Below are 23391 nucleotides of genomic sequence, written 5' to 3' on the forward strand. Positions count from 1 at the left end.
GATGCAAGAGGAAGTAACAAGAGGAAGGAGAAAAGGAGGATGGAACGTCATGCTGTTCCTCGTCGTGGCTCTCTTCCTGCTCGGTCTGCTGTGCGGCACCGCCGCGCACGTACCGCTACCGGTCACGCTCGCGTCCGCGGCGGTGATCTGCGCGTGGATCGCGCTGTTCGTCCTGCGGGAGCGCCGCAGGACGCACCGGCACAAGAGCTGACGGCACAAAAGCCCACAGCTCGAAAGGTGTCGGCGCGCCGGGACGCCGACCTTATGGCCGTGTGGTCGTTCCTCACCGGCCTGGTCGGGCTCCTGGTGTTCAACGTCGTCCTGGGCCCGTGCGCCCTGGTTCTGGGCGGGACCGCGCTGGCGCGCGGCACCGCGCGGCGCTTCCGTGCCGTGCTGGGCATGGCCCTGGGCGCGGCCGGGCTGCTGGTGTTCGTCGTGCTGTCCGTCGTGCAGGGCACGCCCAGCTGGTTCATGGAGGGCTGAGGGCCCCGCGGTCACCGGTTCGGGCTGTTGCCCTCGTTCTCCTCCCGTTCGCCCTCGGCCTGCGACGGCGTGGTGCGCGTGGTCATGGGGTGCGTCTCGTGCAGGGGCTTGCCGTGCGCGTCCTCCATGTCCTCCTCGTCACGCTCGCCCTCGGCCTGCGACGGCGTCGTGTACTCGCTCATCACGTACTCCTTGAGGTCCTGACATGGTGGGGGCTCATGCACACTCGTAGCCGGAAGGGGCCCGCTCCAAAGAGGTCGGCAGGCGCGTTCACCCGTTCGGCTCAACACGGAGGGAAGTCCGCTTGCGGCGCGCGGCGGGCGGGAACCGCACGAGAGTCCCCCGCCGCGCGCAGCGAAAGGTCCCCCATGGCCCTCCCCGAGCCCATCGAGCCCGGCGACGTCGTCCTGACCCGAGCAACCGGATGGGTCTCGCGGGCGATCTGCCTCGTGGACGACAGCGAGGTCAGCCACGCCGCGCTCGCCCTGGACGCCGACACCCTTGCCGAGGCCGTCGGCTCGGGCCTGCGCACGGTCACCTTCGAGCAGGCCCTGGACGAGCACGACCTGGCCGTCGGGCGCACTCTGACCACGCCGGCCGACATGTCCCCGGTCCTTCAGGTGGCCCGCGACTACCTCGCCCGTCCGGTCTCCTACGCCCATCAGCAGATCGTGCTGCTCGCGGTCCTGTGCACGACCCGGCGGGTGCCGCTGCCCCCGGGCGGGCGCCGCATGGTGCGCACGGTTCTCGACCAGGCCGCCTGCGCCGTCAACGCCATGGCCGAGCGCGGCCGGCAGCCCATGATCTGCTCCGAGTTCGTCGCCCGCTGCCACAGCGAGGCCCGGCCCTGCGAGCCGTACGTGCTGAAGATCGGCGACGACGAGGCCGCGGCCGAGGGGCGCACGCTCCTGGAGTGGGCGCACTCCCACCCGGGGCTGCCCCACCTGCCCGTGCCGGAGGCCGCCGCCGGTGCCTTCGACCCGGCCGGGGCGGAGAAGGCGCTCGCTCCCCTGGTCTCCGCCTACGCCACCGCCGTCGGCCGCACCGACTTCCTGCCGCTCGGGCACGCCCTGCCGGTTTCGGCTCCCCCGGCCGAGCCGGGCGAGAGCGAGCTCCTGGCCTCCATGACGGCCTTCGGCAACGCCCTGCACCGCGCCACGCGACCGCAGGAGCACCGCGGGCCCGTCCCGCCCGACGAGGCGCTGGAGCAGATCCGGGCCATGGCGGCCGCGCCGGACTTCGTCACCCCCGGCGACCTGCTGCGCACCGCCTCGCTGACCGAGCACTTCCGGCTGGCCGTGCCCGTGCCCGGCAGGGCCGCGGGCACGCCCGGTACGCCGCTGGGCAGCCTGCTGCGCCGCCGCTGACCTGCGCACCGGGGCCCGGGCCGTGTCCGAGCCGGCGCTGGCCGTGCTCTTCGCCCTCCTGGCGGCGGTGAGCAACGCACTGGCGACAGTGCTGCAGCGCAAGGCCGCGCAGAACGTGCCGCAGGCCCACGCCTTCAGCTTCCGGCTGATGCTCGACCTGCTGCACACCCCGGTGTGGCTGGGCGGCATCGCGGCGGTGATCTGCGCCGCCGCCTGCCAGGCCCTCGCGCTGACCTTCGGCAGCCTCGCGCTCGTGCAGCCCCTCTTCGTCAGTGAACTGCCCTTCGCCCTGGTCATCGCCTCTTTCGTGCTGCACCGCCGGCTGCCCGGGTACGGCTGGGCCGCCGTGGTCATGGTCGCCGCCGGCCTGGCGCTGGCGCTGGCGGCGGCCGCCCCGCACGGCGGCCGGGCGCAGGTCCCCGCGGACGTGTGGGCGTACACCCTGATCGCCGCCACCGGGGTGACCGCCGGGTGTGTGGGGGTGGCCCTGCGCCGTCCCGGCGGCCGGGCGCGGGCCGCGCTCTTCGGTGCGGCGGCGGCCATCGGATACGCGGTCACGGCGGCGTTGATGAAGGCGGCGGCCATCACGTTCGAGCAGGAGGGCACCGCGGCGTTCTTCACCGACTGGCAGACGTACGGTTTCTTCGCGACCGGTGCCTGTGCGCTGTTCCTGCTGTCGAACGCGATGCAGTCGGGCCCGCTCGTCGCCTCCCAGCCCGCGCTCACCCTCGGCGACGCGACCGTCAGTCTGATCCTGGGCATGCTCGTCTTTCACGAGCACATCCGCACCGGCTGGTGGCTGCTGCCCGAGGCCGTGGGCGTGCTGCTGATCGTGATCGGTACGACGATCCTGCCCCGCGTGCCGTACGCGCAGACGCTCCGGTGAGCGGTGGCGCGTCGGGAGGGCGGGTGCGTTGCGGTGGCGCTCGGGAGTGCGCCGGGGGGTGCGGAGGCGGGCATGCCGCCTGGCGCGGCCGGCCGCGGGCGGGGAGCATGCGCAGCAGACGCTGCGGTGAGTCGCCCCGCAGGCCCGGGCGAAAGGACACCCGATGGCGCTTCCCAACCTGCTGGTCGTTCTCGCCGTGCTGCTGTGGGCGGCCTACGAGCTGATCCTGCGCCGCCGGGAGGAGGCCGGTACGGCCAGCTGGCAGGCCGGGGCCGGCGACCGCGGCAGCACCCGGCTGCTGCTCGGCTCCTACCTGGTGTCCGTGCTCGTCGTTGCCGGGCTGTCGGCCGCGTCGGTCGCCCAACTGCCGGTGAGGTGGCGGTGGGCGGGCGTGGTGCTGGCGGTGGCGGGCCTCGCCGTCCGGGCCTGGGGCATGCGGACGCTGGGCCGGTACTACACGCGGACCCTGCGCACGGACGAGGGCCAGCGCCTGGTCCAGGAGGGCCCGTACCGCCTGGTCCGGCATCCCGGCTACTGCGGCAGCCTGCTGGTGTGGGCGGGCTACGCGCTGACGGTCGGCGGCTGGCTCGCCTTCGTCCTGGTCACGGGCCTGCTGCTGGTGGCGTACGGCTGGCGGATCCGCGCGGAGGAGGAGCTGCTGCTGGCCTCGTTCGGCGAGGAGTACGCCGATTACCGGCGCCGCACCAAACGGCTGGTGCCGTACGTGTACTGACCGGCCGTACGGACCGGCCGGTACGACGGGCGGCGGCCCTCAGGCGTGCCGCTGGTCGGGCACCGCCGCCTCGGCCGCCCACAGGGACCTTATTTTGCCCAGGTGCCGGGTCATGCACGCCTCCGAGCCGTCGGCGTCGCCGGCCAGCATCAGGTCGAGCAGCTCCAGGTGCTCCTCGGCCGAGGGCAGCAGCTCGCCGCGCTCGTCCAGGCCCGTCAGCCCGTACAGGCGGGAGCGCTTGCGCAGGTCGCCGACGGTCTCGACGAGGCGCTCGTTGCCGGCCAGGCCCAGCAGGGTGAGGTGGAAGCGGCGGTCGGCCTCCAGGTAGCCGATGAGGTCGTGGGCGCGGGCGGCCTCGACGATCTCCACCGCCACCGGGCGCAGGGCCTCCAGCTCCTCGCGGGCCGCCGTGCCGACGAGGCCGCGGACGGTGGGCACCTCGATGAGGAGGCGGATCTCGGTGTACTGGTCGAGGTCGCGCTCGTTGACCTCGGTGACGCGGAAGCCCTTGTTGCGCACGGGCTCGACGAGCCCCTCGCGGGCCATGTCCAGCATGGCCTCGCGCACGGGTGTGGCGGAGATGCCGAAGTCGGCCGCGAGGCCGGGCGCGGAGTAGACCTCGCCGGGGCGCAGTTCGCCGGAGATGAGGGCGGCGCGCAGGGCGTTGGCCACCTGGTCGCGCAGCCGCTCGCGCGCGGTGACGAGGTTGCGCTGCTTCAGGTGCCCCATGCTGTCCATCCTCCGTACTGCTGCGGGTACCCAGCGTACAATGTCACGTTGCTCCATCTGACGGTAGGTCCGGTCCAATCCGCGAGAACACTGCCGAGAACCGGCCGGCCTGCACGGACGTCTCCTTGGCTGTCCGCTCCTTCGGCGGGCGACCGGTTCGAGCAGGGGACGACAGTGGACGACATACGCAGCCCGGCCGCGACGAGTGCGGCCGGGATGCCGCAGGCCAGCGCCCTGCGACCGCGGGGACTGGTGGACCTGCGGGGGCTGCGCGGCGAGCCGTTCGTCCTGTCCTATCCGGCCGGTGCCGTGGTCGTCGTCTCGGGCCTGCCCGGAAGCGGCAAGAGCACCCTGCTGCACCGCCTGTCCGCGGCGGCTCCGGCCGTCGACCCGAGAACGGTGCACGTGGCCTGCGAGGCGGTGATGCCCGCCTGGCTGCCGTACGCGGTCTACCGTCCCTGGGCGCGCATCGAGCACGTCCGATGGCTGCGGGCCCAGGTGCGCGCCGGCGGCCCGTTCCTGGTGCACGACTGCGGCAGCCGGCCGTGGCTGCGCCGGTGGCTGTCCCGCGCGGCCGGGCGTCAGGGGCGCGCACTGCACCTGGTGCTGCTGGACGTCACGCCGGACGAGGCGCTGGCCGGGCAGCGGGCGCGCGGGCGCCGGGCGTCCCGGCGGGTCTTCCTGAGGCACCGCCAGGGGCTGGAGCGCCTGCTGGGCCGGCTGCCGGCGCCGGGCGCCGTACCCGAGGGGCGGGCGGTGCCCTCGCCGGTGGCGGAGGCGGCCTCGGTGGTGCTGCTGGACGGTGTCTCCCGGGAGCGCGTGGTGACCGCCGCGTTCGGCGACGACGGGGCGCGGGCGGTGGCCCGGCCGCCGGCCGGGCCGGTGCGCCGGTGGCTCAGCGGCCGCTGACGCCCGCACCGCACGGCTCAGGCCCCCGGCAGGACGATCTCCGTCCCGTCCTCGGCGACCTCCACGCCCTCCGCGGCCAGCAGCGCCCGCTCGGGCGAGGCCGGATCCGCCACGGGATTGGTGTTGTTCAGGTGGGTGTACAGGCGCCGGACGGCGGGGTGGCGGCGCAGGTGCGCGAGCGTACCGGCGGGGCCGCCGATGGGCAGGTGGCCCATGCCGCGGGCCGTGGCGGCCCGGCCGGCCGCCGGCGTCCGCTCCCCCATCTCGTCCTCGCCGAAGAAGGTGCCGTCCAGGATCAGGCAGTCCGCGCCGGCCACCGCCTCGTCGAGGGCGTCCGGCCAGTGGGCGAGGGAGGGCGCATAGACGACCGAGGCGCCGGTCGCGGGCTCGTCGAAGCGGTAGGCCACCACCCAGGGGCCCGGCCGGGCCGGACCGGCCGCGTACCGCGGGCGTTTGTCGCCGACGGGCACGGCCGTCACCCGCAGCCGGCCGCCGTCGAGCGTCCACCGGCGCCCGGTGGCGGGGACGTCGAGGGCATGCCAGCGGGCCGCCCCGTAGGGGGCGAGTAGCGTACGCAGCGGGAACTGCTCGTCCAGCGCCGCCGCCACGGCCGCCGGGGCGTACACGTCCAGGGCGGCGCCCTCGCGCAGGGCCAGCAGGCCGGCGGTGTGGTCGAGTTCCCCGTCGGTCAGCAGGACGCCCCGCAGCGGGGTGTCGCGGGTGCCGTCGGGCGGGGTGAGGCCGGGGGCGGCCAGGATCTGGGTGCGCAGGTCGGGCGAGGCGTTGACCAGGTGCCAGACGCGCGGCGAGACGCTGAGTGCCAGGCACTCCTGGGTGCGCCGGGCGCGGTGCCCGGCGGTGCGCGCCCGTGCGCAGCCGGGGCAGGCGCAGTTCCACTGCGGCAGTCCGCCGCCGGCCGCCGTGCCCAGGATGCGCAGCCGCATGCGGAGTCCCTTCCGTCCCGGTGGCGTGGCGGGGATCAGCGGCGGTACGGCAGGCCGCCGGGTGCGGCGCGGGCGTCGTCGACGGCGGCGCGGACGAGGCCGTGGTGCGGGGAGAGCCGGCACGCCGGGTCGGTGGCGGCGGCGTCGCCGGTCAGCTCGAACGCCTGGCAGCGGCAGCCCCCGTGGTCCTTCTCCTTGAGCGGGCAGCTTCGGCAGGGCTCGGGCATCCAGTCGGTGCCGCGGAAGCGGTTGAACGCCTCCGAGCGGTACCAGATGTCGGCGAGGCGGGTGTCGCGCACGGTGCGCACGCCCAGGCCCGGGATCCGGGCGGCGGCCGGGCACGGCAGCACCTCACCGCCGGGGGCGACCGTGAACTGGCGGCTGCCCCAGCCGTGCATGCAGGGCTTGGGCACGCCGTCGTGGTAGTCGGCCCGTACGTAGACGATGTCCGGCCGGCCGCCGTACCGGGCCCGCGCGGCGCGCACCACCGCCTCGGCCGCGTCGAGCTGTTCCCGCGTCGGCAGCAGCGAACGGCGGTTGAGCAGGGCCGAGCCGTAGTACTGGGCGTTGGCGAGCTCGAGCCGGTCGGCGCCGAGATCTGTGGCGAGGTCGACGAGCGCGGCGGTGCGGTCGATGTTGGCGCGGTGGAGGACGACGTTGAGGGTGAGCGGCAGTCCGTACTCCCTGACGAGCGCGGCGGCGGCCAGCTTGCGGCGGTGCGCGGGGCGGCCGGCGATCGCATCGGCGGGTGCCGCCGTGGCGTCCTGCAGGCTGATCTGCACGTGGTCCAAACCCGCGGCGGCGAGGGTGGACAGGCGCACCGGGGTGAGGCCCTGGCCGCCGGTGACGAGGCCGGTGTACAGGCCGAGGGTGTGGGCGTGGGCGACGAGGCGCGGCAGATCGCGGCGCAGCAGGGGTTCGCCGCCGGAGAAGTGCACCTGCAGGACGCCCAGGTCACGGGCTTCGTCGAGGGTGCGGCACCACTGGGCCGAGGTCAGCTCGCCGGCGCGCGGGGCGGGGCCGGCGGGGTTGGAGCAGTAGCCGCAGCGCAGCGGGCAGCGGTGGGTGAGCTCGGCGAGCATGCCGAGGGGGCGGGGCTCAGCCATCGCCGGTCCCCGGCCGGCCGGGAACGGGCTCGATCAGCTGCCGGGCGGCGAGGCGGCCGAGGAAGCAGCGGACGTCCTGGGCGCGCACGCCGGTGTATGTCCGCGACAGCGCGGCCGCCAGGTCGGCCTCGCCGGTGGTGCCGTCGCACAGGGCGAGGACGGCGGTGGCGGTGGCGTTGAGGAGCAGGACGCCGTCGGGGTGGAGGAGGACGCCGGTGTCGCGCACGGGGTCGTGGGCGAGCCGTACGCCGGTGCGCAGCCGCCACCGCGACGGGGGCGCGCCGGTCACGGCCCGTCCGTCCGCTGCGCCCGGTCGAGGGCGTCGAGGATGCTCCAGAGCACATCGCACTTGAAGGCCAGGGCGGCCAGGGCGGCGTCCTGCCGGCTGCGGGTGGTGCAGTGGGCGGTGACGACGGCCAGGGCGTGCTCGGCGTCGGCGGTGGCGGCCTCGGGGCGGGCGAGGTGGTAGCGGTGGCCGGCAGGACCGATCCAGGGGTAGTGGGCGCGCAGGGCGGCCAGTCGTTCGCGCATCAGGGCCGGGGAGAACAGCTCGGTGAGGGAGGCGGCGACGGCCTCCGGCCACGGCCGGGTCCGGGCGAAGGTGACGTAGGCGTCGGTGGCGAAGCGCACGCCGGGCAGGACGTGGCGCTCGTCGAGCACTTCGGCGCGGTCGAGCCCGGCGGCCTCGGCGAGGTCGAGCCAGGCGGCGTTGCCGCCGGGCCGGTCGCCGTCGCCGTCCTGGTCGAGGATGCGGCGCACCCAGCGGCGGCGGACGTCGGCGACGGGGCAGTTGGCGACGATCGCGGCGTCCTTCTGGGGCAGCGACTTCTGGTAGTACCAGCGGTTGGCGATCCACTGCTGCAGCTCGCGGCGGCCGAGGCCGCCTTCGTGCAGGCGCACGTGCAGCGGATGCCGGTCCCAGTAGCGGTCGGCGTGGGCGTGCAGCGCGGCACTGAACTCCGCCGGGCTGCGGGGCTCCGGGCAGCGGCCGGTGACCGCTTCCCGGCCGGGGCTCACTACCACCGGCCTGCGTAGGCGGTGACCTCCTGGCCCAGCTCGACGTCGGTGAAGTCGGGCGGCTCCCAGGCCCGTCGGGCCGCGTCACCCGCGTCGTGCGCGGGCGGAGCCCCGATGAGCGCGGTGGCTTGCGTGCGCAATGTGGTGTGCGTGCGCTGTGCGGTCTCCGTGCGCAGTGCGATCTCCGGCATGGCCCCTCCCCCTGGTGCCCGAACACGCCTTCTCTTCAGCGTCCTTCACCGGGCGGCGGACCGCAATCGCCGGATCGGGTGACGGCCCGGTACCGCAGCCCGGGGCGGCCGTCGAGACCGACGTCGCCGACGACGACGAAGCCGTTGCGCTCCAGCACGGCCCTGGAGGCCGCGTTGTCGAGGGTGGTGCGCGCCGTGAGCGCGGACAGTCCGTACGCCGTGCCGGCGAGGCGGCGCACCCGGGCCACGGCGGCCGTCGCCACCCCCCGCCCCGCGGCGCGCTCGGCGATGCGGTAGCCCAGTTCGGCCGTGCCCTCCGCGGCGTCGAGGAGGTTGACGCGTCCGACGAGGTCGCCCCGGTCGTCCACGACGACGTGGAAGTGGCAGATGCCGGCGTCCTGTTCGGCGAGCAGGGCCCGGTGCCGGGAGGCGAAGTCGTCGAAGTAGGCGTCCCCGCGGTCGGGTACGGACCGCGCGAAGTAGGCGCGGTTCTCCCGCTCGAAGGCCAGCAGCGCCGCGGCATGTGCGGCCTGCAGCCGCTCCAGTCTGATCACGCCCGGCAGCATAGGCACGCCCGCACCGGGAGTGCCGGAACATTTCCTCGCCCACGGACGGGTGATGGCGCGACTACCCCGACGGGGCCACGGGCAGGACAGGCCGCGAAGCCATGGGCACCGGACCGGGGACGAGAAGGAGAGCGGGCAATGCACTGGAAAAGGATGACCGCGGCGGCGGCGCTGCTGGCCGGAGCCACCGTCCTGGGCCTGTGCGGCCCGGTCGCGGCCGCCCCGCCGGCCGACGGTACGGCACCGGGGCCGCCTGCGAGCGCCCCCGCGGACCGGGACACGCCCCCGCGGCAGCAGGCCGTCAGGACCCTGCCCGCGCCGGTGGAGGACGCCTCGCAGGAGCCCGGTGCCGCGGCCCTGTTGGGGGGTCTGCGCCCCGACGCCGTGACCGCGTTCCTCCCGGGCGGTCAGGCCCTCGGCCGGATGCTCGGCAGCTGACGGGCGGCCGGACAGGGCATCGCGTCGGGGCCGGCCGGCCTCAGTAGCGCAGGACGGCCGCCAGGCGGTCCTCTTCCGCGAGGGTGTCGTCGGGGACGAATTCGACCTCGGCACCGTTGTCGAGGGCGGCCTCGACGATCTCGTCGACGACGTCCTCGCGGATGGCCGGGTCGGCCGTCAGGGGCTCGACGGGTTCCTCCAGCCGTACGGGGTGGCCGCCGTTGCCGTCGACGCGGGCGGTGACCTGGTAGTGGTCCTCGACGGCGAGGAGGGCCACGCGGCCCTGGCGCACCGTCTGCCAGATCTCGTCGAGGCCGGAGGTGAACAGCTTCTGGCCGCGGGCGTCGCTCAGGCGGCGCAGCACGTCGCCGCGGCGCGAGGTGCGGCGCTCGCGGAAGGCCGGCTGGAGGACGTCGAGGAGTTCGTGGGCCGTCTTGGCGACGGCGCCGCCGCTCTCCACGCGGGCGGTGACGGCCGCCGCGCTGGGGCACAACTTCTCGAACAGGGCGATGTGTTCGCGCAGTCCGACGACGTACAGGGGACGCGGTTCGCGGGTCAGGACGGGGGTGAGGGCCCCGACGACCGAGCGCATGTACTGCCGGGTGCGCTCGACGGGCTTCTCCTCGCGCACGGTCAGGGGGTGGTTGCCGACCTTGTCGAAGTGGGCGCCGGGCAGGGCGTCCTGGTGGTCGGGGATGGCGGGGCGTACGGGGAAGCCCCGGTCGGTGGCCTCGGTGAGGCTCTCCCCCGCCCCGTCCCACAGCCGGGTCTCGCCCTCGGAGAGCACCAGGGCCCAGTAGGGCTCCTCGACGAGCCGGGCGGCGACCAGGTTGCGGGTGAGGAAGGAGTCGGAGACGACGACGCGCTGCGGCACCGAGCGCGGCAGGTACCAGACGTGGTGCTCGCCGGGGGCGGCGAGCAGGAGCAGGCCGTCGCTCGAGTGGGTGAGGTCGACCTCGTCGCACGCGGCGTCGAGCTGCTTGCCGACGTCGATGCGCGCCGCGCGGGTCACGCGCGGGTCCTCCTCCAGCCGGCGCTTGGCCTCGGCGACGGTGACGCGCAGCCGCAGGGGGTCCTCGGGGTTGTACGGGGTGCGGCGGTTGGTGGGCAGGAGCACCGACACGGCCGGGTAGTCACGCGACCGCCGCAGGTCTCGCAGGGTTGCGTCGGTCAGCTCGCCGATGTCCATCGTCAAGGTCCTCCTCCGGGCCTGCGGGGTGTCTTCCAGGTGACCAGAGCTTCGGGCGCACGGCCAATCGAGCGGGGCCACACGGATCACCTGCCCTGCGTCCGCGGCGGTACTCGTACGGATGACGCGCGGCCGGCCCGGCGCGTGCCGGCCGGGCGGGGGCGGTAGCGATGGTGCCGGGGTTGATCGTTTCCGGTGCCGGGGAGCAGGAGTGGTGTGGTGGTGCGTGCCGTCCGCAGGGCCGTCCTCGGGGCCGTCGGCAGGCGGCTGCCGGCCGTGCTCGCGTCGCTGACGCTGGCGGGGCAGGCATGGGCCGCCGGTCCGGCTCCCCTGCCGGCGGAGGCGCCCCACGCGGCGACGCGGGCCGCCATGGCGGCGGTGGTGCGGGCGGGGGTGCCCGGGGTGGTGGCGCGGACGCGGACGGACAAGCGGGTGTGGGGCGCCGCGGCGGGGACGGCCGCGCTGACGCCGTCCGGACCGCCGCGGCAGCGGGGCCGGTTCCGCATCGGGAGCATCACCAAGACGTTCGTGGCGACGGTGGTGCTGCAGCTGGAGGCCGAGCACCGGCTGCGGCTGTCGGAGCCGGTCGAGCGCCGGCTGCCGGGGGTGGTGCGCGGGAACGGCTACGACGGCCGCCGGATCACCGTGCGCCAGTTGCTGAACCACACCAGCGGCATCTTCGACTACACGGACGACCCTGCGCTGCGGCGGCTCTCCGAGCGGGACTTCCCCGCCCACCGGTTCGCCGTCCACACTCCGTCCTGGCTGGTCGCGACGGCGCTGGCGCACCGGCCGCTGTTCGCGCCGGGCCGCGGGTGGAGCTATTCCAACACCAACTACCTCCTCGCCGGGATGGTCGTCGAGCGGGTGACCGGGCACCCGTACGCGGAGGAGATCGAGCGCCGCATCCTGCGACCGCTGCACCTGCGCGCCACCTCGCTGCCCGGGCGGTCGAGCGCCCTGCCGCGGCCGATGGGCCGCGGGTACGTGCGGCTGCCAAGCGAGGGCGGCGGATCGGCCCTGCACGACGTGACGGCGCTCTCTCCCACGGCCGCCGGGGCGGCCGGGGAGATGATCTCGACGACCGGTGACCTCGACGCCTTCCTGCGGGCGCTGCTCGGTGGCCGGCTGCTGCCGCGGCGGCAGCTGGCGGAGATGCTCACCACGGTCGACACGCACACCGAGGGCGCCGGCCGCTACGGGCTCGGCATCGGTGAGCGGACGCTCTCGTGCGGGGTGACGCTGTGGGGGCACGACGGGGCGGTCCCGGGCTGGCTGTCGGCGGTGGGCATCACCCGGGACGGCCGGCGCTCGGCCGTCTTCGTCCTCGACGCCCTGGGGGTGGTGCGGGGGGCGCGCCCGCTGTTCGAGGCGGAGTTCTGCGGCGGCTGACGGCTCGCGGGGCGTACGGCGGCTCGTACGCACCACCGAGAAAGCGTTTCTGCACCGAGTGCCGCGTCCTCCGTACGGGCGACCGCGCGCGTGTCGCGGCGGGTACGGGGGCAGGTGCCGTATGTCCGAGTGGATGACCGGATGAGAGGTGCACCATGCGTCGTACCGCCGTCATGACCCTTGGCACCGCCGCCGTACTGGGCCTGCTCCCGGGCCCGCCCGCCCCTGCCGTCGGGGCCTGTCCGGCCCGCGACGAGGGGCGCGATCCCACCCCGTCCCCGCGGCCCGGCGCCGAGCGCAGCGCCTGCTGCCGTCCCTCCGCCACCACCGCGTCGCGGCCCTCCGGCTCCTGAGGGGGCCGCCCGCGCCCCGGCGGGGTTGCGGGGGCCCGGCCCGGTGGCGAGGCTGGAGCCATGGTCCGGCCCAACGAGGAGGTCGAGGCGCTCCTGCAGGAGTACGCCGACCTCGTCGCGATCACCGGCGGCGACGCCTACAAGGCCCGTGCCTACGAGAAGGCCGCCCGTGCGATCGGCGGCCACCCGAGCGACGTCTCCCGGCTCGACGCCAAGGGGCTGCAGGAGATCCCCAACGTCGGCAGGTCCATCGCCGAGAAGGTCGAGGAGTACCTGCGCACCGGGCGGGTCTCGGCCGTCGAGGAGACCCGGGCCGCGATCCCGGCCGGGGTCCGGGAGCTGATCTCGATCCCCACCCTGGGCCCGAAGAAGGCCCTGGCCCTGTACGAGGAGCTGCACGTCTCCTCCGTGACGGAGCTCCTGGACGCCATTCACGAAGGACGCCTGCGCGACCTGAAGGGTTTCGGGGAGAAGACGCAGGCCAACATCCTGCACGGCATCGAGCTCCTGCAGAAGGCCGGCGGGCGCATCCTGCTCGGCGCCGCGATGGACGTCGCGGAGCAGGTCGTCGCCGAGCTCTCGGCCGTCAGCGGGTGCGAGCGGTGCGCGTACGCCGGATCGCTGCGCCGCATGCGGGAGACCATCGGCGACATCGACGTGCTCGTCGCGGCGGCGGACTCGGCCCCGTCCATGGAGGCGTTCTGCGCGCTGCCGCACACCGCCGAGGTCGTCGCGCGCGGGGAGAAGAAGACGTCCGTCCGTACGACGAAGGGCCTGCAGGGTCCTCTTACAGGGGGTACGGTACCTCTTCCCTCGATTCAGGTGGATCTCAGGGTCCTCCCGCCGGACTCCTGGGGCGCCGGCCTCCTGTACTTCACGGGCTCGAAGGCGCACAACATCCGCATCCGGGAAATGGCCATTCGACACGGGTACAAGCTGTCGGAGTACGGGCTGTTCCATGCCAAGAGCGGCAAGAAGGTGGTGTCCGAGACCGAGGAGGACATCTACGCCAAGCTGGGCCTCCCGTGGATCCCGCCCACGCTGCGGGAGGACCGGGGCGAGATTGCCGCCGGCCTGAAAGGGGAGCTGCCCGAGCTGATCGAGGAAGGCGACATCCGCGGGGACCTGCACACGCACACCGACCTCACGGACGGGGTGTCCCGTCTGGAGGACATGGTGGCTGCTGCGGCAGAGCGCGGTTACGCGTACTTCGCCGTCACCGACCACGCCCCGAATCTGTACATGCAGCGGATGACGGACAAGAAGATCCTGGCTCAGCGCGAAAAGGTGCGGGCGTTGGACGGGAAGCACCGGAAAATGCGGCTGTTGCACGGCACAGAGCTGAACATCGGCCCGGAGGGCGATCTGGACTGGCCGGACGAGTTCCTGGTCGGCTTCGACCTGTGCGTGGCGTCGGTCCACTCGCACTTCAACCAGACCCGCGAGGAGCTGACGCGCCGGCTCGTCCGCGCCTGCGAGAACCCGCACGTCTCGATTATCGGCCACCCCACCACGCGCCAGATCGGCAAACGACCGCCCATCGACGCCGACTTCGACGCCGTCTTCGCGGCCTGTGCCCGCACCGGTACCGCTCTGGAGATCAACTCACACCCGGAGCGCCTGGACCTCGGCGACGAGGAGATCCTGCGGGCCAAGCGCCACGGGGTGAAGTTCGCGGTGAACACGGACGCGCACTCCGTCGTACATCTTCCCTACATGCGCTTCGGGGTGGGCACGGCGCAACGCGGCTGGCTGACGAAGGACGACGTCATCAACACGTGGCCGCTCCAGCGGCTGCGGCGCTTCCTGCGGCCAACCAGAAGGGACTCTCTCCGGGACGGGGGCCGGTCTAGCCGATGATCTTCCCGATGCGGTTGGGGTATAGGGACCAGCACTGGATATGGGCCTTGCTCACCAGCTCAGCAGCGTGCTCCTGAATCCATGGGTCTCCCGCCCCGGTCAGGAGTCGGTGGATCATGATCCGCTGAAGTTCGGTGGTGGCCATGTCAGGGTCCGGGGACACCCCTCCGTACTCGCTTAAGGAGACGACCTCTCCGTTCGGCCGGTGAACCGTAACCGTAATGGCGAAGCAGAGACTTTGCTCGTCCGCGATGGGCTCGTGTGTATGCCATGTTGTTGATCTTCCCAATAGCCGTTGAGACGCGAAAGACCCCGGTCCACGCTCAGGGGAGCGCTGACCGGGGCAGTCCTTCGAAGCGGAGCCTTAGAGCCTGTGTCCAAACCCCTGAACTGGATCTCTACGTGGGCCAACTAACGACGCGGTCTACGACAGGGTGGTGCAGCGCTCGGCTTGCTGGATGTGACCACTGCGGCCGGTGATCGTTCGCGGGGTATGAGAACTCGCAAGGTAATGAGCACCGTCGTTGTCACCGCGGCGATTGTCAGTACCGGAGTCGCGGCAGCGGCCCCCGCAGCAGCGGGCGGGATCGGCGACTTCCTGTCGCCCGCATTCGGAAACGGCTGCATGAACCAGCACGGCACGCACGCACTCGGCAGCACCACACACGGCACGGGAGCGGGCAACGGCAACCTGGCCGGCCTCCCCATCGGCGCCCCAGTCAACCAATGCGGAGGCGCAGACCTCTCCATCAATTCCATCAATCGCGAAAACGTACTACTGGAGGACATTCCCAAGGAATTGATGGGGGAGTTTGGCAAACCGCTGTGACGAAGCCAGCGGCGGGTCAATCTCGATGACACGTTTCGCGTGATAGCCGAGGTGCTGGTCGGCAGCTTGAGATCGTGGGACATCTCGCGCTCCGGATAGCGGGTATCGACAGATGCCACGACGCCGTTCGTCACTCATGCCGCCCTAACTCAGCGGTTTCCGTTCGGGGATCGGTCACCGTGACCGATCCCCGAACGCTCAGCCGAAGCTCCCATGGCAGATCTAGGCTTTTGACCTGCTGAAACAGGGTTCCGAAACAGGCACTTACAGCGCCGCGAGCCGCTCGTTCACGTCCGTGATCCCTTGGGCGCGGCGGCCCATCAGATAGACCTTGGTGTGTGTGCGCTGTACCTCGTGGAGCAGCGCGAACCCTTGCGTGGTGTTGTAGGCGACCAGCTCGGGGAAGTTGCAGCCGCGGCGGACCCAGGTCTTGCCCATGGCAGCGGCGCGGTCCACGGCCCACAGGGCCATGGTGGTGCCGGGCTTGTGCCGGCGGTACGCGGGGTCGGTGACGCTGGAGTAGAGGTAGTGCGCCGGCTGTGCCAGTTCCTCGTCCGTCCAGCCCCACGGCGGGTTGTGGTCCTGCACGGTGATGAACCCGATGATCTTCTCGGCTTCGTCGTCGGCGAGGACCCACACGTCGCCGTCGGGGTTCGTCGCCTGCCCGGCGAGGTCAGCGGCGCTCTCGCGCCAGCTCGGCAGGCCCCGGTCCTCCAGCCATGCTGAGCGGGCGAGGACCATGGCTTCGACGGCGGGGATGTCGGCAGCCGTAGCCGGTCGCATGGCGAACATGTCTCTCCTGTTTCGTGACGTGTCAGAGGAAGGCTTGGGCGGCGAAGTGGAGGTCCAGCACTTCGAGGAGCTGGGCGTCGCCATCCTCGCGGTACGGCCCTTCGCACAGTCGGCGCACGGCTCGGCGGAGCCCGTCCGGGTCCACCACCTTCTCTTCGAAGAGAGGTGAGCCGTCGTGCAGCATGCGGGCGAAGAGGGGGCGGGCGTGGGTGGTGAGGGTGTGCTGGACGATTTCGGCGAAGGACTCTCGCGTGCGGGATTCGGTGACGTCCGGGCTCAGGCCGAGGGCGGCGAGCCGGCGGCGCTGGAGCTGCTTGAGTTCGCGCCAGTGCATCGGCAGCCACTCGCCGAGCTGCACCATGCCGGGGTCGGCGAACGGGTGGACGGGCCAGATGCAGGCGCGCATCAGCACCGGGGCCGTCGTCTCCAGGGACAGCAGCGTCATGCTGTTCACGGCGGCGGGCGGGGCGATGTTGTCGTCCGCGTACTCCAGCGCGGCCCGCGCCCGGGGTCCGATCCAGGGCAGGGCGTCACTGATCTCGCCCATGGACTTGTGCGGGTACTCGTCCTGGGAGAGGGCCACCATCTCGTCGCCGCCCAGGCCGGTGACGACCACGCGCGCCCCGTGCTCGGCCAGGATCTCGGTCAGGCGGGTGAAGGGGCGGTGCAACGGTTCCTCGTACGGGCTGATGCGTTCGCCCCGCACCCGCGCGCACTCCGGGTTGAGCGGGGCGTGTTCCATCGCGTCGACCAGGTGGTCCGGCTCGGCGAAGGGGAGCGCTTTCAGGATTTCGGTCCGTCGCCGGATCTGGCTGTCCCTGCCGGGACCGGCGATGAGGAGGGCGGCGGTCGGGAACCGGCCGGGGTGGCGCTCGGCGAGGCGCGTTCCGACGGTGCCGGAGTCGAAGCCGCCGGTGAGGTGGAGCACGGTATCGACCTCGTTCAGGGGACGCAGGTCCAGGGCGTCGTCCATGGCGGCGACGAAGGCGGCGAGGACGTCGGCGTCGGGGGCGAGTTCGCGCGGGCCGCTGTGCAGGACGGGTTCGGGATAGCGCAGGTTCAGGTGGCCGCCGTAGGTAACTGTCATACGCTCCGTGACGCGGTGGATGCCGCGGAAGACGGTCTCGGTGCTGTAGCGGGGCCGGTAGATGAGCAGCCGTGCGACCTCGCGAGGCGAGAGGCCGACGGCGTGGCCGGCGAGGTCGGCCATGTCCCACGAGCCGTACAAGCTGGTGGTGTCGCTCGCGACGTAGAGCGGCGCGATGCCTCCCGGGCCCGCCGTCACCCGGCACGGCAGGCCCGGGGCCGTCTCTGTCACGACGTAGTCGGTGGGCCACTTCCGGGCCAGCTCGGCCGCCTTGTCGAAGTCCCCTGCGCTGACCTCGGCGGGGCCGGGCTGGGCCGGTGAGCGGCCCGCGACCCGTTCCCGCACGGTGATCAGCGTGCGAGTGCCGTCGGACACGGCGGCCTGTTCCACCATCGGGTGATCGAACGGGGCGATCTCGCTCGTGCCGTCGGTCGTGACGTACCGGCGGCCGTCCCACGTCCAAGTGGTGCTTGCGTACGGGGTGAGGCGCAACTTGATCAAGACGTGCTCTCCCTTCGAAGGCCCGAGGGGCGCGGCGACCCGGCCCCTCGGGTGGTGGAGACGATCTGTGGATCAGGTGGCCGTGGTGTCGTACGTCTTCGCGCCGTCGGAGGAACCCGCGGTCTTCTTGTACTCGTGGGTCTCCGCCGGCGTCTGGACCCGGCGGTGCGCCTTGGTGGTGAACAGCCGCTCGAAACTTCGCGCGCGCCTGAGCGGCGGGGTGAACTCGTTCACGTCTCACTCCTGTTGCTCTTCCAACGCGGGGGCCGTCCCCACGTGGCGGTGTTTTTGCGGACCCGCCCCGGCCGAATGGACCTCGACCAACAGCCGGGGCGGGAGTCGAAGGGGCAGCCCCCTACGGATCGTGAGAGTGCCGGTGGTGGTGGTCGTGCGGCCCGTAGGGGGCTCGGGGCGACGGGCTGCGACACCGAGAGCGCCACCGGCGAGCGCCCGGTAGTCCGCGAAGGCTCGGGCCCCGCAGCGGCAGTGCGTGACGCCGTCCTCGGTGGTGCGGTCCTGCGGCGGATGAGTGCACCGCACCTTCCGTCGTACGTGAGACTCCGCGCCGGCCGGGCTTCCCGAGGGAGGGGGGAAGTCCGCGGTGCCTTCCGGCGGGCGCGGGGAGTCGGTCGTCACAGCGCTGCCACCGCCCGGGGACGGGGATGAAGCTCGGCGGCCCGGGGGTACAGCGGCGCGGCCGTCAGGAAGGCGAAAGGGGCGACGACCAAAGCGAAGGACTCCCCGTTGCGTAACTCGGCCATGGCCTGCTCGTGCGCCTGGATATCGCCCTCCCACGCCCGCAGGATCTGGGTCGGATCCGGCCGCGAGGCGGGGTAGCCGGCCCGGAGGAGCCCAAGATGATGCGGGTCCTCCGGGGCGGGGTCGAGCCGGTTGGCCGCGTACAGGGCGTGCCACCGTAACCATCGGACAGCCAGGCGTGGAGTCTTCGTCGGCTCCCCCGCCAACGCGAGAAGCCGGGAGCCGTCCCGCGCCAGGCCGTGCAGCTCGCACCAGTACCGATACGACGGGCGGCTCACCGGGGCACCCCCGCGGACGGGTCACGCTGCTCCACGTCGGCGTACGGGTTGTCCTGGCAGGGCTCGGTCCGCCAGTACGTCTCGGCGTGCAGCTTGAAGACCCGGCACCCGGGGCTGCGGCCGGTGTGGCTGAGCGACCAGTGCTGGGCCGGGCCGGCGTCGTTGTCCGTGGCACCCGACTCCGCGCCGCAGGTCATGCACTCCATCGAGTAGATGGCATCGGGCACACCTTCGCCCGTCAGCAGCCGCAACGCCCAGTTGGCGACGGCCAGGTGAAGCCGGGGCGTCATCGGTGGTCTGCCTCCCGGCGCCTCCGCAGTCTCACGTTTGCGTCCATCCGCGCGCTGCCGTAACCCGCCCGCCGCCGGTCGGCGTCCAGCCTGCGACACTCGGCGCAGCCGGCCACCGGCTCCGGGTCGGGCAGGGGAAGCGTCAGGTGCACGGCATCCGACATCGACGTCTCGCTGCTCACCGGAGGGCCCCCTGCCTCCGGCTGCGCTCGTTCACCTCGGAGACTCGCGCACGGAGCTGCACGCTGCGCTCGACCGAAGCCGCCGCGCCGCCGTGCGCGAGCGCAACTCCGCCTCCGTCGACAGGGCGCCCCTGGTCCGTGTTCGCCGCTTCCTCCGACCCGTCGGCCAAGGCTTCGCCCCGGCCGGACGTTCTTCCGATCTCCATGATTCGGTTCCCCGTCCTGGATCTCGCGTGGCTTGGGTTCCGAGACGACCGTAGGGAGCTGTTGACTCAAACCCCAAGCAGATTGCGCGAGTTTGCAGCAAGTGGGTTGACGGGGGGATACGCTGCACGGACGATCGGTTCTCTGAGCAATCCGGCGCAAGGAAGCGGACGGGAGAGCGACGATGAAGCTACGGTTCCTCGGCAAGAACAGCACCCCTGGGGACAGCCCCACTCTGTACGCCACCGACCAGGACAGCTACGTCGTCCAGGGATGGAAGGTCTACGCGAACGACCTGTTGATGCAGCTCGACGTGCCCGCAGGTCACACAGTCGTGGAAGTGCCACCCGAGCTCTTCGAGCACCTGAGCAAGGACGGCGTGCCGGCGGGGCAGATCCGGCGTTTCGAGCCGCCGATCATGCTCGTGACGGAGCAGGGCACCTGCGTCCTTCAGGGACCTGCTATGACGGACGCGGAAGCCCTCAGCCAGATGCGCATGCCCGACTACGAGACCTGCATCGAGGTCCCCAAGTCCTCGATCACGGCCCTGCTGGAGGAGAACAGTGGACCTGATCACTAGCGCCGAGCGCGACAAGCTTTTCGAGAGCTTCGAGCGCGACGCCTTCCACCTCGAACTGCGGGACGACTACGGCTCCCCCGTCGAGGACACCCCGTACGCCCGCTGGCAGCGCGGCGAGCCCGACGACTACGCCTGGCTCGACCCGTGGATTACCCTCATGAAGCGGGTGACGGGCGAGGGGAAGACGGTGCGCCGGGTCCGCGTCATCAGCGAGCCGCACTCGCAGTACGTCCGCTGGGAGCACTCCCTGACCCGCCTGAACATCGAGGCCGGCGAGGACATCCGGTGGCTGCCCCGGCACCAGGTGCCGGACCCCCTGGTCTTTCCTGTGTCGGGTAACGACTGGTGGCTGTACGACGACCGGCTTCTCGCGGTCGGCCACTTCAGCGAGGACGGCCGCGTCCTTGGGTCCGAGCTCATCGACGACCCCGCCACGGTCGCGGAGTGTGTCAAGGTTCGTGACACACTCTGGTCCGTCGCCATCCCGCACGGCGAGTACAAGCCCTGATCCACCAGTGAGCAACAGAGCACAAGAGGCCCGGGAGGCCCTGGGCGCCCGGCTGCGAGGATTCCGCAAGGACGCGGGATTCGCCAGCGGCCGGGCGTTCGCAGCAGCCATGGGTTGGCAGGAATCCAAGGTCTCGCGCATCGAGAACGGCCGGCAGAACGCCAGCGAGGACGACATCCGGCTCTGGTGCCGGAGGACCAGCACCGACGACCAGGTGGATGACCTGATCGCCACGGTCCGGCACATCGAGGAACTGTGGCTGGAGTGGCGACGCCAACTCCACACCGGGGCGGAGCAACGCCAGCGCAAGGCGCTCCCCGTCTACGCGAAGACGAAGGTATTCCGGATCTTCCACCCCACGGTGGTGTGGGGCACGCTCCAGACAGCCGAATACGCCGCTGCGACATTCCAACAGGTCGTCAATTTTTACGAGATCCCGGACGACACGGATGCCGCGGTGGCCAAGCGGATGGAACGCCAGCAGTACCTCTATCAGGGCGATCGCATATTCAACGTACTCCTCTCCGAGCAAGCCCTGTACACGAACATCGGCGGGAAAGACGTCATGCGCGGCCAACTGGACCGGCTCCTCGCGGTCATGCGTCTTCCACGCCTCAGCCTCGGGTTCATCCCACGCGACGCACCGATGCACCTCTGGCCCGGCAACTCGTTCTCGATGTTCGACGACAAGCTCGTACTTGTCGAGACGTACTCTGCTGAGTTCTCGGTAACCCAGCCGCGGGAAATCGCCCTGTACGCGAAAGCCTTCGACATGCTGAAGAGGTCTGCCGTATACGGCGAGCGCGCCAAGGCGCTCATCACCAGGGCACTTGCCCACCTGGACTAGCCGGTGAGGCTAGGCCCTGACCGGCGGAAGGGCCGACGAGTCGCCGGTCACCCACTCCGCCGTGAACGGCCTGTACGCCTCGTCGTTACCCTTGACCCAGATCATCAGCGCCAGCGGAACTTGGGTACCCAGGGCGCAGCAGATCAGGCGGAACGCGGCAGGTGCACCGAAGGGCCTGTACGGAAGTTCGTACACCCCCTTGATCATCTTTCCGTAGCGCTTCACTATCGTGCCCACCTCGTCGAGGTTGCGGGCCACGATGTACATAACGACCGGCTCACCCCCGTCCAACGGCGGGATCGCACGGGCCGGCCGCCAGTCATCGCCCACCTCGTCGGCGACTTGCAGTTCCAGCCGGGCATTTGGGCCCGATATCCGAGCGGTCACCCCTCCATAATCGCTCGATCGCCGCGACATGCAAGACGTGGATGTGGCGCCTGTCAAATGTTCTGGACAGTCACGTCTTGCTGCCTGGAAAGCCGTAGCGCATTGCCGGGTGCCGCCCTCCACAGAGCTGGCTATATTCTGGTCTCTTTCCTGTAGCTGCGCAGGTCAGGACGGCGTTTTCCGTTCTTCACAAAGCCCCCTGGCGCTTACCAACCGTCACGCGTAAGCGTCACAAGATCACGTTTCACGCGTGAAAGTTGATGTGCGAGTTGGATACCCAACTTTACTAGGTAGGTTGCTTAACTGTTTCATTCGAGGAACAAGGCAAGCCCCCGCCCGGGTGGGGCGGGGGCCTTCGGCGCAGGGTTCCCCGCTGTGCCGTGGCGTCCGGCGGGGCGTCAGTACCCGCCGGCCTGGTAAGCGATCTTCTCGAAGCTTCCGTATACGTCATTGGCGTACCGGACGCCGGCGACGAGGTTCGCCACCGGGTCGAAAGGGTCGTTAACGAGGTGCTTGAGCCGGTAGGTCTGGAAGGTCGGGTCGATGACCTGGATCAGCCCCTTGGACGGCGTACCGGCGGCTGCGTTCGAGTCGGTCAGGTTGATGGCCTTGGGATTGCCGCCCGACTCGGTCATGACGCGGGCCTTCATGGCGGCTGCCGACGGGACCAGGTCACCGTTCTTGCGCAGCTCCTCGCGGGCTTGCTCGATCCAGTCGTCCAGGGTGCCGGCGCATGCGCGGGCGCGGTCCTTTTTCGAGGCTGACGGGTGTGCCGGCGTGGTGGGCTTGGCCTTCTGGGGCGGCGTCGCCTTGGGGGCGGTGCTGTCCACGGTGAGGGACTGGCCGGGGAAGATCAGGTCCGGGTCGGCCACCTTGTCGGTGTTGGCTCCGTAGAGGCGCTGCCATTCTTCGCCGGAGCCGAGCTGCTGAGCTGCGATGTCCCAGAGGGTGTCGCCCTCGCGCACGGTGTGCGTGGTCTTCTTGCCGGTCTTTCCCTTGTCGGCGATGCCGGACGTGCTTGACGAGACCGGCGTGGTCGACGTAGTCGGCGCGGCCTTGTCAGGGTCACCGGAGTACGTGGTGGTGGCGGTGGCCTGGGGTGTGGCGTGGGCGGTGCCGACGACTACGCCGGGTATGGCGAGGCCGGTCACCAGGGCGGCCGTTCGTTTGCGGTGGATCAACTGCTGTCCTTGTGTTGCTTGCCGTCCGGCCGGGGCGGCCGGCGGTGTCTAGGCGGCCTCGGCGAGATAGCGTGCGAGGTCGAGCACGGCGGTGTGGGTGAAGGGCGTGTCGCCCTGGCGGAGGAGTTCACGAGCCCGCAGGTAGGCACGTTCGGCGTTGACGGTGGCTGGCTGCGGGACCATGACGTCCTTGAAGGTCGCCGTGGCGGGCTCCGGGGCCTGTTCGCGGGTCTCGTCGGCTGAAGAAGTCGGACCCGCGGCCTCTTCCCCGGTGCCAGGCGTGGAGGCCGCGGCCGTCTCCGTGTCGACCCGCGCGGGTTCAACCTTGCTGTCGAGTACCGGCGGGAGGAGGGGCAGCGAGAGGGTGTCGGACGGGCTCACGGCAACCGGCTCGGGGGCCGGCTCGGCGACGGCGGTGTCGCGTTCGAGAGCCAGGCCCTCCCGGTTCAGTGCCTCGGTGATCGGGTCCTTGTGGTTCTGCGGCCGTTCCTCCGGGCGGGTCGCCCGTGCGGCGAGGTCGGCAAGTACCTGGGTGAGGAGCCGGGTTTCCCCGGCGTCCAGATAGACCATGCGCGGGGTCTGCTCGTGCTCATGGACGGCGAAGGCGATGTCGCCGTCCGCGTCCAGGGAGACGGCCATGTAGTCGCCCGGGGTGGAGTTGCAGTTGAAGCGGTAGATCATTTCTCTGCTCTGTGATGTTGAAGCCGACTAGGCAGTTTCGTTTGGATCACCGGGCGGACCAGAGGAAGATGCCTGCAATGTGGAGTCCGGCCAGGTAGATGGTCGCGGTCTTCTCGTAGCGG

General features: G+C 71.7%; 31 protein-coding genes. 14 read left to right on the forward strand and 17 right to left on the reverse strand.

Going from position 1 to position 23391, the window contains the following annotated elements; genetic code table 11:
• The first annotated feature begins 49 nt into the window (after positions 1–49).
• On the forward strand, positions 50–211 hold the full coding sequence (locus tag AB0K17_RS15585) for a hypothetical protein (RefSeq protein WP_365983224.1): 162 nt from the start codon (positions 50–52) through the stop codon (positions 209–211).
• On the forward strand, positions 208–483 hold the full coding sequence (locus tag AB0K17_RS15590; protein WP_365983251.1) for a DUF4190 domain-containing protein: 276 nt from the start codon (positions 208–210) through the stop codon (positions 481–483). Before AB0K17_RS15585 ends, AB0K17_RS15590 begins: the two co-directional genes overlap by 4 nt.
• An 11-nt stretch (positions 484–494) precedes the next feature.
• Here the strand turns inward: AB0K17_RS15590 and AB0K17_RS15595 are convergent, their stop codons facing one another.
• Entirely contained in the window at positions 495–665 is a 171-nt protein-coding gene (locus tag AB0K17_RS15595; RefSeq protein ID WP_365983225.1) for a hypothetical protein, read from the reverse strand.
• A 186-nt stretch (positions 666–851) separates the two neighbouring features.
• Between AB0K17_RS15595 and AB0K17_RS15600 the strand changes: the two genes are divergently transcribed.
• The 3 genes from AB0K17_RS15600 to AB0K17_RS15610 all read left to right on the forward strand — a co-directional run bounded on the left by AB0K17_RS15600 (position 852) and on the right by AB0K17_RS15610 (position 3469).
• Positions 852–1850 carry a hypothetical protein gene (locus AB0K17_RS15600; RefSeq protein ID WP_365983226.1) on the forward strand — a complete coding sequence of 333 codons (999 nt, stop codon included), beginning with the start codon at positions 852–854 and terminating at the stop codon, positions 1848–1850.
• A gap of 22 nt (positions 1851–1872) precedes the next feature.
• Complete coding sequence (locus AB0K17_RS15605) at positions 1873–2736, forward strand: DMT family transporter (RefSeq protein ID WP_365983227.1); 864 nt, start codon at positions 1873–1875, stop codon at positions 2734–2736.
• A gap of 163 nt (positions 2737–2899) precedes the next feature.
• Positions 2900–3469 (forward strand): isoprenylcysteine carboxylmethyltransferase family protein, encoded by a 570-nt coding sequence (locus AB0K17_RS15610; protein WP_365968400.1) that lies wholly within the window; start codon positions 2900–2902, stop codon positions 3467–3469.
• 39 nt (positions 3470–3508) lie between these two features.
• Here AB0K17_RS15610 and AB0K17_RS15615 read toward each other — a convergent pair whose 3' ends face one another.
• Positions 3509–4198: a GntR family transcriptional regulator gene (locus tag AB0K17_RS15615; RefSeq protein ID WP_365983228.1), complete on the reverse strand. Its 690-nt coding sequence runs from the start codon at positions 4196–4198 to the stop codon at positions 3509–3511.
• A 174-nt stretch (positions 4199–4372) separates the two neighbouring features.
• Between AB0K17_RS15615 and AB0K17_RS15620 the strand changes: the two genes are divergently transcribed.
• Positions 4373–5107, forward strand: a complete 735-nt coding sequence (locus AB0K17_RS15620; RefSeq protein WP_365983229.1) for an AAA family ATPase — start codon at positions 4373–4375, stop codon at positions 5105–5107.
• A gap of 17 nt (positions 5108–5124) precedes the next feature.
• On the opposite strand, the gene pqqB is transcribed toward AB0K17_RS15620, so the two are convergent.
• The 6 genes from pqqB to AB0K17_RS15650 are packed head-to-tail and all read right to left on the reverse strand — an operon-like array spanning position 5125 to position 8919.
• Complete coding sequence (gene pqqB, locus AB0K17_RS15625) at positions 5125–6051, reverse strand: pyrroloquinoline quinone biosynthesis protein PqqB (RefSeq protein ID WP_365983230.1); 927 nt, start codon at positions 6049–6051, stop codon at positions 5125–5127.
• A gap of 35 nt (positions 6052–6086) precedes the next feature.
• On the reverse strand, positions 6087–7157 hold the full coding sequence (gene pqqE / locus AB0K17_RS15630; RefSeq protein WP_365983231.1) for a pyrroloquinoline quinone biosynthesis protein PqqE: 1071 nt from the start codon (positions 7155–7157) through the stop codon (positions 6087–6089).
• Complete coding sequence (gene pqqD / locus AB0K17_RS15635; RefSeq protein WP_365968395.1) at positions 7150–7446, reverse strand: pyrroloquinoline quinone biosynthesis peptide chaperone PqqD; 297 nt, start codon at positions 7444–7446, stop codon at positions 7150–7152. Before pqqD ends, pqqE begins: the two co-directional genes overlap by 8 nt.
• Positions 7443–8174, reverse strand: a complete 732-nt coding sequence (pqqC, locus tag AB0K17_RS15640; RefSeq protein WP_365983232.1) for a pyrroloquinoline-quinone synthase PqqC — start codon at positions 8172–8174, stop codon at positions 7443–7445. Before pqqC ends, pqqD begins: the two co-directional genes overlap by 4 nt.
• The gene (gene pqqA / locus AB0K17_RS15645; protein WP_365983233.1) at positions 8174–8365 is read right to left on the reverse strand and encodes a pyrroloquinoline quinone precursor peptide PqqA; all 192 of its coding nucleotides are present in this window, start codon (positions 8363–8365) and stop codon (positions 8174–8176) included. The genes pqqC and pqqA overlap by 1 nt, the downstream gene beginning before the upstream one ends.
• A 35-nt stretch (positions 8366–8400) precedes the next feature.
• On the reverse strand, positions 8401–8919 hold the full coding sequence (locus tag AB0K17_RS15650) for a GNAT family N-acetyltransferase (protein WP_365968392.1): 519 nt from the start codon (positions 8917–8919) through the stop codon (positions 8401–8403).
• A 150-nt stretch (positions 8920–9069) separates the two neighbouring features.
• On the opposite strand from AB0K17_RS15650, the gene AB0K17_RS15655 reads away from it, so the two are divergent.
• Positions 9070–9369 carry a hypothetical protein gene (locus tag AB0K17_RS15655; RefSeq protein WP_365983234.1) on the forward strand — a complete coding sequence of 100 codons (300 nt, stop codon included), beginning with the start codon at positions 9070–9072 and terminating at the stop codon, positions 9367–9369.
• 40 nt (positions 9370–9409) lie between these two features.
• On the opposite strand, the gene AB0K17_RS15660 is transcribed toward AB0K17_RS15655, so the two are convergent.
• On the reverse strand, positions 9410–10558 hold the full coding sequence (locus AB0K17_RS15660) for a chemotaxis protein (RefSeq protein WP_365968421.1): 1149 nt from the start codon (positions 10556–10558) through the stop codon (positions 9410–9412).
• 219 nt (positions 10559–10777) lie between these two features.
• Between AB0K17_RS15660 and AB0K17_RS15665 the strand changes: the two genes are divergently transcribed.
• The 4 genes from AB0K17_RS15665 to AB0K17_RS15680 all read left to right on the forward strand — a co-directional run bounded on the left by AB0K17_RS15665 (position 10778) and on the right by AB0K17_RS15680 (position 14992).
• Positions 10778–11950, forward strand: a complete 1173-nt coding sequence (locus AB0K17_RS15665) for a serine hydrolase domain-containing protein (protein WP_365983235.1) — start codon at positions 10778–10780, stop codon at positions 11948–11950.
• Between the two features lie 155 nt (positions 11951–12105).
• Positions 12106–12303, forward strand: a complete 198-nt coding sequence (locus AB0K17_RS15670; RefSeq protein WP_365968389.1) for a hypothetical protein — start codon at positions 12106–12108, stop codon at positions 12301–12303.
• A 60-nt stretch (positions 12304–12363) separates the two neighbouring features.
• A complete protein-coding gene (gene polX, locus AB0K17_RS15675) occupies positions 12364–14163 on the forward strand; it encodes a DNA polymerase/3'-5' exonuclease PolX (RefSeq protein ID WP_365983236.1) in 1800 nt (599 codons plus the stop codon).
• A gap of 511 nt (positions 14164–14674) precedes the next feature.
• Positions 14675–14992 (forward strand): chaplin family protein, encoded by a 318-nt coding sequence (locus AB0K17_RS15680; RefSeq protein ID WP_365983237.1) that lies wholly within the window; start codon positions 14675–14677, stop codon positions 14990–14992.
• Between the two features lie 264 nt (positions 14993–15256).
• Here AB0K17_RS15680 and AB0K17_RS15685 read toward each other — a convergent pair whose 3' ends face one another.
• The 5 genes from AB0K17_RS15685 to AB0K17_RS15705 all read right to left on the reverse strand — a co-directional run bounded on the left by AB0K17_RS15685 (position 15257) and on the right by AB0K17_RS15705 (position 18699).
• Positions 15257–15784, reverse strand: coding sequence for a GNAT family N-acetyltransferase (locus AB0K17_RS15685; protein WP_365983238.1), 528 nt, complete (start codon positions 15782–15784; stop codon positions 15257–15259).
• Between the two features lie 22 nt (positions 15785–15806).
• Entirely contained in the window at positions 15807–17372 is a 1566-nt protein-coding gene (locus AB0K17_RS15690) for an asparagine synthase-related protein (protein ID WP_365983239.1), read from the reverse strand.
• Positions 17373–17444: 72 nt separating this feature from the next.
• Positions 17445–17606 (reverse strand): hypothetical protein, encoded by a 162-nt coding sequence (locus AB0K17_RS15695; RefSeq protein ID WP_365983240.1) that lies wholly within the window; start codon positions 17604–17606, stop codon positions 17445–17447.
• Positions 17607–18004: 398 nt separating this feature from the next.
• Complete coding sequence (locus AB0K17_RS15700) at positions 18005–18409, reverse strand: hypothetical protein (RefSeq protein WP_365983241.1); 405 nt, start codon at positions 18407–18409, stop codon at positions 18005–18007.
• Complete coding sequence (locus AB0K17_RS15705; RefSeq protein WP_365983242.1) at positions 18406–18699, reverse strand: hypothetical protein; 294 nt, start codon at positions 18697–18699, stop codon at positions 18406–18408. The genes AB0K17_RS15700 and AB0K17_RS15705 overlap by 4 nt, the downstream gene beginning before the upstream one ends.
• Before the next feature lie 570 nt (positions 18700–19269).
• On the opposite strand from AB0K17_RS15705, the gene AB0K17_RS15710 reads away from it, so the two are divergent.
• Genes AB0K17_RS15710 through AB0K17_RS15720 form a run of 3 tightly spaced genes read left to right on the forward strand, consistent with a single transcriptional unit; the run spans position 19270 to position 21020 of the window.
• The gene (locus AB0K17_RS15710) at positions 19270–19665 is read left to right on the forward strand and encodes a hypothetical protein (protein WP_365983243.1); all 396 of its coding nucleotides are present in this window, start codon (positions 19270–19272) and stop codon (positions 19663–19665) included.
• A complete protein-coding gene (locus AB0K17_RS15715) occupies positions 19649–20173 on the forward strand; it encodes a DUF6879 family protein (protein ID WP_365983244.1) in 525 nt (174 codons plus the stop codon). The genes AB0K17_RS15710 and AB0K17_RS15715 overlap by 17 nt, the downstream gene beginning before the upstream one ends.
• 7 nt (positions 20174–20180) lie before the next feature.
• Positions 20181–21020: a helix-turn-helix transcriptional regulator gene (locus AB0K17_RS15720; RefSeq protein ID WP_365983245.1), complete on the forward strand. Its 840-nt coding sequence runs from the start codon at positions 20181–20183 to the stop codon at positions 21018–21020.
• 9 nt (positions 21021–21029) lie between these two features.
• Here the strand turns inward: AB0K17_RS15720 and AB0K17_RS15725 are convergent, their stop codons facing one another.
• From AB0K17_RS15725 to AB0K17_RS15735, 3 genes are all read right to left on the reverse strand, one after another.
• A complete protein-coding gene (locus tag AB0K17_RS15725) occupies positions 21030–21407 on the reverse strand; it encodes a hypothetical protein (RefSeq protein ID WP_365983246.1) in 378 nt (125 codons plus the stop codon).
• Positions 21408–21805: 398 nt separating this feature from the next.
• Entirely contained in the window at positions 21806–22558 is a 753-nt protein-coding gene (locus AB0K17_RS15730) for a LysM peptidoglycan-binding domain-containing protein (protein ID WP_365983247.1), read from the reverse strand.
• A 78-nt stretch (positions 22559–22636) separates the two neighbouring features.
• On the reverse strand, positions 22637–23269 hold the full coding sequence (locus tag AB0K17_RS15735; protein ID WP_365983248.1) for a hypothetical protein: 633 nt from the start codon (positions 23267–23269) through the stop codon (positions 22637–22639).
• Positions 23270–23391: the final 122 nt, after the last annotated feature.

The sequence above is a fragment of the Streptomyces sp. NPDC049585 genome, assembly GCF_040675615.1.
In the GTDB taxonomy this organism is placed as follows: domain Bacteria; phylum Actinomycetota; class Actinomycetes; order Streptomycetales; family Streptomycetaceae; genus Streptomyces; species Streptomyces luteosporeus.

Excerpts from the sequence above, each read along its gene's own strand:
- AB0K17_RS15585 (WP_365983224.1), top strand. The coding sequence starts at position 50 with ATGCTGTTCCTCGTCGTGGCTCTCTTCCTGCTCGGTCTGCTGTGCGGC.
- AB0K17_RS15595 (WP_365983225.1), bottom strand. The coding sequence starts at position 665 with ATGAGCGAGTACACGACGCCGTCGCAGGCCGAGGGCGAGCGTGACGAG.
- AB0K17_RS15600 (WP_365983226.1), top strand. The coding sequence starts at position 852 with ATGGCCCTCCCCGAGCCCATCGAGCCCGGCGACGTCGTCCTGACCCGA.
- AB0K17_RS15610 (WP_365968400.1), top strand. The coding sequence starts at position 2,900 with ATGGCGCTTCCCAACCTGCTGGTCGTTCTCGCCGTGCTGCTGTGGGCG.
- AB0K17_RS15615 (WP_365983228.1), bottom strand. The coding sequence starts at position 4,198 with ATGGGGCACCTGAAGCAGCGCAACCTCGTCACCGCGCGCGAGCGGCTG.
- pqqB (WP_365983230.1), bottom strand. The coding sequence starts at position 6,051 with ATGCGGCTGCGCATCCTGGGCACGGCGGCCGGCGGCGGACTGCCGCAG.
- pqqE (WP_365983231.1), bottom strand. The coding sequence starts at position 7,157 with ATGGCTGAGCCCCGCCCCCTCGGCATGCTCGCCGAGCTCACCCACCGC.
- pqqA (WP_365983233.1), bottom strand. The coding sequence starts at position 8,365 with ATGCCGGAGATCGCACTGCGCACGGAGACCGCACAGCGCACGCACACC.
- AB0K17_RS15655 (WP_365983234.1), top strand. The coding sequence starts at position 9,070 with ATGCACTGGAAAAGGATGACCGCGGCGGCGGCGCTGCTGGCCGGAGCC.
- AB0K17_RS15660 (WP_365968421.1), bottom strand. The coding sequence starts at position 10,558 with ATGGACATCGGCGAGCTGACCGACGCAACCCTGCGAGACCTGCGGCGG.
- AB0K17_RS15670 (WP_365968389.1), top strand. The coding sequence starts at position 12,106 with ATGCGTCGTACCGCCGTCATGACCCTTGGCACCGCCGCCGTACTGGGC.
- polX (WP_365983236.1), top strand. The coding sequence starts at position 12,364 with ATGGTCCGGCCCAACGAGGAGGTCGAGGCGCTCCTGCAGGAGTACGCC.
- AB0K17_RS15680 (WP_365983237.1), top strand. The coding sequence starts at position 14,675 with ATGAGCACCGTCGTTGTCACCGCGGCGATTGTCAGTACCGGAGTCGCG.
- AB0K17_RS15685 (WP_365983238.1), bottom strand. The coding sequence starts at position 15,784 with ATGTTCGCCATGCGACCGGCTACGGCTGCCGACATCCCCGCCGTCGAA.
- AB0K17_RS15705 (WP_365983242.1), bottom strand. The coding sequence starts at position 18,699 with ATGACGCCCCGGCTTCACCTGGCCGTCGCCAACTGGGCGTTGCGGCTG.
- AB0K17_RS15710 (WP_365983243.1), top strand. The coding sequence starts at position 19,270 with ATGAAGCTACGGTTCCTCGGCAAGAACAGCACCCCTGGGGACAGCCCC.
- AB0K17_RS15735 (WP_365983248.1), bottom strand. The coding sequence starts at position 23,269 with ATGATCTACCGCTTCAACTGCAACTCCACCCCGGGCGACTACATGGCC.